The sequence below is a fragment of the Caballeronia sp. genome, from assembly GCF_049581465.1.
Taxonomy (GTDB): domain Bacteria; phylum Pseudomonadota; class Gammaproteobacteria; order Burkholderiales; family Burkholderiaceae; genus Caballeronia.
The window spans coordinates 1-6,860 of record NZ_JBAUSA010000073.1; the positions used below are offsets into that span (position 1 = coordinate 1).

General features: G+C 61.5%; 5 protein-coding genes. All 5 read left to right on the forward strand.

Going from position 1 to position 6,860, the window contains the following annotated elements:
- Nucleotides 1–2,246 (forward strand): LPS-assembly protein LptD (locus WCA53_RS01730; RefSeq protein WP_423904827.1); only part of this gene is annotated, 2,246 nt, incomplete at its 5' end.
- Between the two features lie 105 nt (nt 2,247–2,351).
- Nucleotides 2,352–3,749 (forward strand): peptidylprolyl isomerase, encoded by a 1,398-nt coding sequence (locus WCA53_RS01735; protein ID WP_423904829.1) that lies wholly within the window; start codon nt 2,352–2,354, stop codon nt 3,747–3,749.
- A gap of 13 nt (nt 3,750–3,762) precedes the next feature.
- A complete protein-coding gene (gene pdxA, locus WCA53_RS01740) occupies nt 3,763–4,746 on the forward strand; it encodes a 4-hydroxythreonine-4-phosphate dehydrogenase PdxA (protein WP_423904831.1) in 984 nt (327 codons plus the stop codon).
- A gap of 33 nt (nt 4,747–4,779) precedes the next feature.
- Nucleotides 4,780–5,592, forward strand: a complete 813-nt coding sequence (gene rsmA / locus WCA53_RS01745; protein WP_423904833.1) for a 16S rRNA (adenine(1518)-N(6)/adenine(1519)-N(6))-dimethyltransferase RsmA — start codon at nt 4,780–4,782, stop codon at nt 5,590–5,592.
- 374 nt (nt 5,593–5,966) lie between these two features.
- Nucleotides 5,967–6,860, forward strand: an 894-nt coding sequence (locus WCA53_RS01750) for a porin (protein ID WP_423904835.1), incomplete at its 3' end; no start/stop codon positions are given.

Sequence of the window (6,860 nt, forward strand, 5' to 3'; positions counted from 1 at the left end):
ACGCGCAGCCGCTCGGCGATCCGGGGAGCCTGCGCCTGGCTCCCCAGCTCCAGGAGCACCCGCTGAAGACCGGCGACCAGCCAGCAACCTTTGTACTGGGTGACCACGCCACGGGCACGGCGGACCAGGACGTGGCCTCCAAGGGCTCGGCGGAACTACGTCGAAATGTGTCGGTGATCAAGTCGGATGCGCTGCATTACGACGAGGACACCGACATGGCCGATGCTTACGGCAATGTCAGGATCTTCAGCAACGGCAATACGTTCATCGGCCCGGAAGCGCACTTGAAGGTGGAGGCGAACGAGGGTTACATGACGAACCCGAAGTATCGTTTCAACCTCTCGAACGGCTCCGGGAGCGCCGAGCGCGCGGACCTGATCGACAGCGAACAGGCGCACGTGGATCACGGCACCTACACGGCGTGCGCGTGCGAGACCGATCCGGCGTGGTACATCAAGGGCACGTCGTTCGACTTCGACACCAACGCCGAGGAAGGCATCGCGCACAACGGCGTGCTTTTCTTCCAGGGCGTGCCAATCTTTGCCAGCCCGTGGCTGTCGTTTCCGTTGACCAGCGAACGGCGCAGCGGCTTCCTGCCGCCGACTTTTTCGGTGAACTCGACCACGGGCTTCGAAACGGAGATTCCGTATTATTTCAACATCGCGCCGAATCGCGATTTATTGGTGACGCCGCGCCTCATGTCACGCCGTGGCGTGATGCTGGATTCGACTTTCCGGTATTTGTCGCCGACATATTCGGGCACGATCACCGGCGAGTTCCTGCCGAACGACATGCAGACGCATACGACTCGTTATGCGATCTACATTCAGCACCAGCAGAGCCTGGGCAACGGCTTCGGTGCGTACGTCAACTACAACAGGGTTTCGGACAATCAATATCCGGAAGACCTGGGCAACGCCGCGAACCAGGTCGTGAACGGTACGCAGGTGCTGTATCAGCAGGAAGCCGGGCTGACGTACAACAACGGACCGTGGTCGGTTCTTGCCCGCGAGCAGCGCTGGCAGACTCTCCCGCCGGCGTCGACGGCGCCCCCGTATAACCGGGAACCCGAGTTGAACGTGCTGTACAGCAAGTACAACGTCGGTGGTTTCGACTACGGCATGGAAGCGGATTACACCCGCTTTACGATCCCGACCGCGGGCGCCGACGAAGGCGAGCGCGTGTACTTCAACCCGTACCTGACCTACAGCGTCAACGGGCCGGGCTACTTCATCACGCCAAAGATCCAGTATCACGTGGCGTCGTACGACCTGAACCAGATTGCATCAGTGGCGAACGGCGGGATCGCGGGCCAGCCGAAGACCCTCACGGAATCGATCCCCACGGTCAGCTTCGACACCGGGCTCGTGTTCGACCGTTCGGTGCGCCTGTTCGGCCAGGACTACATCCAGACGCTGGAGCCGCGCCTGTACTACGTGTACACGCCGTACAGGAACCAGAATTTTGCCCCTATCTTCGACACCGGCGAGTCCGACTTCAGCCTTGCGGAAATCTACACGCCGAACACGTTCGCGGGTAACGACCGTATCGCCGATGCAAACCGCCTGACCGCCGGGCTGACCACGCGTTTCATCAACCCGGAGACCGGCGACGAGCGTGCGCGTTTTGTGATCGCTCAGCAGTACTATTTCCAGCCCCAGCGGGTCACCATCTCGCCCACGCAGTCCCCCGACCAGGCGAAGCACTCGGACCTGATCGTGGGTGCGGCGATCAAGCTGGGCGCTGGTTTTTCGTCGGAAACCGCGTTCCAATATAATGCCGATAACAACCAGCTCGTGCGCTCGAGTGTTGGATTCGGCTTCAGCCCCGCGGCGCGCGAGGTGATCAACGTCGGCTACCGTTACACGCGTGAAAATTCGAGCACGATAACTAACGAGCCGATTAACCAGGTGCTGATTTCGGCACAATGGCCGCTGACGAGACACATTTATAGCGTCGGCCGGGTGAACTACGATCTGGCGAGCCATCGGCTGGTCGACGGGCTGCTGGGCTTCCAGTACGATGCCGACTGCTGGACCCTCGGCATCGGTTTGCAGCGTTACGCAAACGGTATCACCAGCACGGGCGCCAGCAGCGCCGGTACACGCGTACTGGCTCAACTGACGCTCAAGGGATTGTCAAACGTCGACAATGGTCTAACCGCGGCGTTCCGCGCCGGTGTCGCCGGCTATACGCCGCCGCCGCCGCCCGCGCCGCCGATTGCGCGTTTCAGCAACTACGAATGAGCGCGCGGTTGGGCTGCGGTGCAGGCGCAGCAGGACGAGGTATTTCGGGCGCCAGTCAGCAGAAGGCAATAGGGCCGGTCACCGGCCGCAATCGATGGAGTTTCTGTGGCAAACATGAATAAGTTTCGATGGGCAGCCATTTCGGTAAGCGCACTCGCCGCCATGCTCCTGACCGGCTCGCTGGCTTCTGCCCAAGCCTTGCCGGGGGCGAGCAGTGCGCCGGTGGGGGCGAGCGGTGGTGCGCAGGTAGCAGACTCGGTCGTCGCGGTGGTCAACAACGACGTGATCACGCAGCGTGAGCTCGAGGACCGGACCAGTCTGATCGTGCGCCGCTTGCAGCAACAAAATGCGCCGGTGCCGCCGGCTGCCCAATTGCAGCGCCAGGTGCTCGACCAGATGGTGCTGGAACGCATCCAGTTGCAGAAGGCGAAAGACGACAACATCACGGTCGACGACGCCGCCGTGCAGCGCACGCTCGAGCGTCTCGCGCAGCAGAACCAGATGACGCTCGAAGTTTATCGCGCGCGCATCGAGTCGCAGGGCGTGCCGTGGACCACGTTTACGCGTGACGCGCGCACCGAACTTACGCTGTCGAAACTCCGCGAGAAGGAAGTGGACAGCAAGATCACGGTGTCCGACGCCGAAGTCGCCAGCTACGTGGCGAGCCAGCGCGGGCCGAATGCCGGTCAATCCAGCGATCTTCATCTCCAGCACATCATGTTCAAGGTGCCGGACAACACGTCGCAGGCTGACATTGCGGCTATCCAGACCAAGGCTGAGGCGGTGCTGCAGCAGGCGCAAGGCGGCGCCGACTTCGCGAAGCTGGCGAAGGACGACTCGCAGGATACCGACGCGGCCAAGGGCGGCGATCTGGGCTTCCGGACGCAAGCGTCGTTGCCTGCTGCGATTGTGACGGCGGTTGCTGCGCTGCGCCCCGGCCAGGTCAATCCACAACTGATTCGCACCGATGGTGGCTTTGAAATCGTCAAGTTGGTCGAGCGCCGTTCTGGGCAAGGCCAGGCCGCTGCCGCGCCCAAGCTCACCCAGACGCACGTCCGGCACATCCTGATCCGTGCGGCCGATGGCGTATCGGAATCGGCTGCCCGTCAGAAACTGATCGATATCAAGGCCGACGTCGCGAAGGGCGGAGATTTCGCCAATTACGCGCGGACTTATTCGCAGGATGGCTCGGCTTCAGCGGGTGGCGATCTCGGCTGGATCAGCCCGGGTGAAACCGTGCCGGAATTCGAGCGCGCCATGAACAACCTGAAAGACGGCGATGTCAGCGATCCAGTGCGCAGCGAGTACGGCTATCACTTGATCCAGGTGCTGGGCCGCCGCGAAGCCGAAGGCTCGGTCACGCAGCAGCTCGATCTGGCGCGTCAGGCGATCGGCCAGCGCAAGGCGGAACAGGCTTACTCCGACTGGCTGCGCGAACTGCGCGACGCGTCGTATGTCCAGTACAAGGGCATTGCGGCCCAGCAGCAGGCGCAGAACGGCTAAGCCGCGCCAAAACATGAACTCCGCCAGCCGCTCCTTGGTCATAGCGATTACAACCGGTGAGCCGGCGGGCGTAGGACCTGAATTGACCGTGGCGGCGCTGTCGCAAGCATCGCAACGCTGGCCATCGGTTCGATTTTGCGTATTGGGTGACCGGACGTTGCTGGCCGAACGCTCGGGATCGCCGGGCTGGCCTTTGGCCGGTGCGCCCGTCGAAATCGAGCATCACGCGCTGGGTGTGCCCTCCACGGCAGGCACGCTCGACGCCGCCAACGGGCGCTATGTGCTGGCCTTGCTGGATGCCGCGATCGATGGTGCGGTGTCCGGCCGTTTCGACGCAATCGTCACCGCACCGCTGCAAAAAAGCACGATCAACGACGCCGGTGTTCCCTTCACCGGCCACACTGAATACCTTGCGGACCGTACACGTACGCCGCGTGTGGTAATGATGCTTGCCGGCACCGGCGAACGGCCGCTGCGCGTCGCGCTCGCCACCACGCACCTGCCGCTGAAAGATGTGCCGGCGGCGTTGTCGGTGGGCGGAATCGTGGAGACGCTGCGCATTATCGACCACGATCTGCGTGCGCATTTCGGCCTGGTCAATCCGCGCATCCTCGTCACCGGCCTCAACCCGCATGCGGGCGAGAACGGTTATTTAGGACGCGAGGAAATCGATGTCATTACGCCGGCACTGGAACAGGCGAGGGCGCTCGGGATCGATGCACCCGGCCCTTATCCCGCTGACACGCTGTTCCAGCCGCGCTATCTCAAAGACGCCGATTGCGTACTGGCCATGTACCACGACCAGGGTTTGCCGGTCCTCAAATTCGCCACGTTCGGCGAAGGCATCAACGTCACGCTCGGGCTGCCGATTATCCGTACGTCGGTCGATCACGGCACGGCGCTCGATCTGGCCGGCACGGGCCGGGCCGATTCGGGCAGCCTGATTGCCGCCATCGATACGGCAGTCGCCATGGCGAGCCATCGGCGCGCGGCCTGATTTCTTTTCACGTAGTTCCAAACGGCTTTTTTGATGTCCATCAAGCACCAGGGCCATTTCGCGCGCAAGCGCTTCGGGCAGAACTTCCTCGTCGATCAAGGCGTGATCGACTCGATCGTCGATACGATTGCGCCTCAACGCGGCGAACGCATGGTCGAAATCGGGCCGGGTCTCGCTGCGTTGACCGCCCCGCTGATCGAACGTCTGGCTACGCCTGAGTCGCCGCTGCACGCCGTGGAGCTGGATCGCGACTTGATCGGGCGGCTTGAAAAGCGCTTTGGCAACCTGCTGGCGTTGCATTCCGGCGATGCCCTCGCGTTCGATTTCGGCACGCTCGCGCTGGAAGGCGACGCGCCGTCGCTGAGAATTGTCGGGAACCTGCCCTACAACATCTCCAGTCCGCTGCTGTTCCACCTGACCACGTTCGCGTCGAAGGTCATCGACCAGCATTTCATGTTGCAGGACGAAGTGGTGGATCGAATGATCGCCGAACCGGGCAACAAGGACTTCGGCCGCCTGACGGTGATGCTGCAGTATCGATACGCCATCGACAAACTGATCGATGTTCCGCCCGAATCGTTCAATCCGCCGCCCAAGGTGAATTCGGCGATTGTGCGCATGGTTCCGCTGGCACCGAACGAGTTGCCGGACGTGAGCGATCGCGTGCTCGGCGAAGTGGTGCTGGCCGCGTTTTCACAGCGTCGCAAGATGATGCGCAACACCTTGGCGGCGTATCGCGATACCGTTGATTTCGATGCTATCGGCTTCGATCTCGCCCGGCGTGCTGAAGAAGTGCCCGTCGCGGAATATGTGAAACTTGCGCAGATCGTCGCGGCATCGCGATAAGTATTTTACGTCGGGGTGTTTTACGTCGGCTGACACGTCCGTCATATTTTGTTGGCGGATTGAAGGTCACGTTCTTCCTTCAGTTATCCCAAACTGTCGGCATCCTCAATAAGCGAACGGCTCTCATTCAAAACCCGCTCAGTCCATGCGTTCATTGCATCCCCGCGATGCAATGAACGCATTGGAGTTATCTCCCTGCCTGCCCTCCAATGATCAGCGCGAACGCGCGACAGACCCGTCACGGGCAGTCGCTTTGAGCGGCAGCACGCGTGCGTAGTGGTGAATAGGAGAGGGACAACGGCTTCTTTGATTCATGGCGATTCCGCGCGGTTTTATCGCGTGGAATCGCTGCATTTGAAATCGGAAGGAGACGTATGAACAGACCGGGACATATTAAAAAAACGAGCAGGTTCGCGAAGTGGCGCAGGTTGGGCTATGCGTTGCTGCCGGCTGCGCTGACTAGCGAGATCAGCCATGCGCAATCCAGCGTCACGCTGTATGGCATTGTCGATGCAAGCGTGCGTTACCTGACCAATGCCGACAAAGCCGGTAACTCGCGATTCATGATGCAGCCGGGGGGCATGAGCGAGAGCCGTTGGGGCGTGACCGGCACCGAGGACCTGGGCGGCGGCTGGAGCGCTAACTTCAAGCTCGAAAATCGCTTTTACTCGAACACGGGCCAGAGCGATCTCACCATGCCGTTTTTTAACGAGGCGCAGGTTGGGCTGGGGTCCTCGACGTACGGACGGGTGGTAATGGGGCGTCAGTACAACGTAATGATCGAAGGCGTTGTGATGGGCGGCTACGTCAGCAATCCGTGGATACCCTCCGACTTCAGCTTCCAGCCCGAAGTGACGATGACCGGTGGCATCTGGAGCAGCAGGCAGATCCAGTATCACGGCAAGTACAGGGATTTCAAGCTGTCCACCGCGTATTCGGTTGGGGGCGTGCCGGGCCATTTGTCCTATGGCAGTCAATATGGCGCGGCCGCTGCGTATGCCCCGGCACAAGGCCCTTTTACGCTTGGCGGCGCGTACAAGCAGACCCGCGATACGGTCAATGGAAGCGATGCTAAAGCGTGGACCGTTGGCGGTTCATATACGTGGCAGAAGACGCATTTCTCGGTGGGCTATCTCGTCAATCAACCCGACAACGGGTTCGGCACGTTTGCCAATGGGCCGTTCACGCCGCAGGGGTTGGCCGCGCTCAAGTACTCGGACTTCACGCGTCGGCGGATGATCATGGGGGGTGTGTCGCAGGAACTCGGA

Bases quoted from the DNA above. Each gene is read 5' to 3' on its own strand.
- pdxA (WP_423904831.1), top strand. From the start codon at position 3,763: ATGAACTCCGCCAGCCGCTCCTTGGTCATAGCGATTACAACCGGTGAG.
- rsmA (WP_423904833.1), top strand. From the start codon at position 4,780: ATGTCCATCAAGCACCAGGGCCATTTCGCGCGCAAGCGCTTCGGGCAG.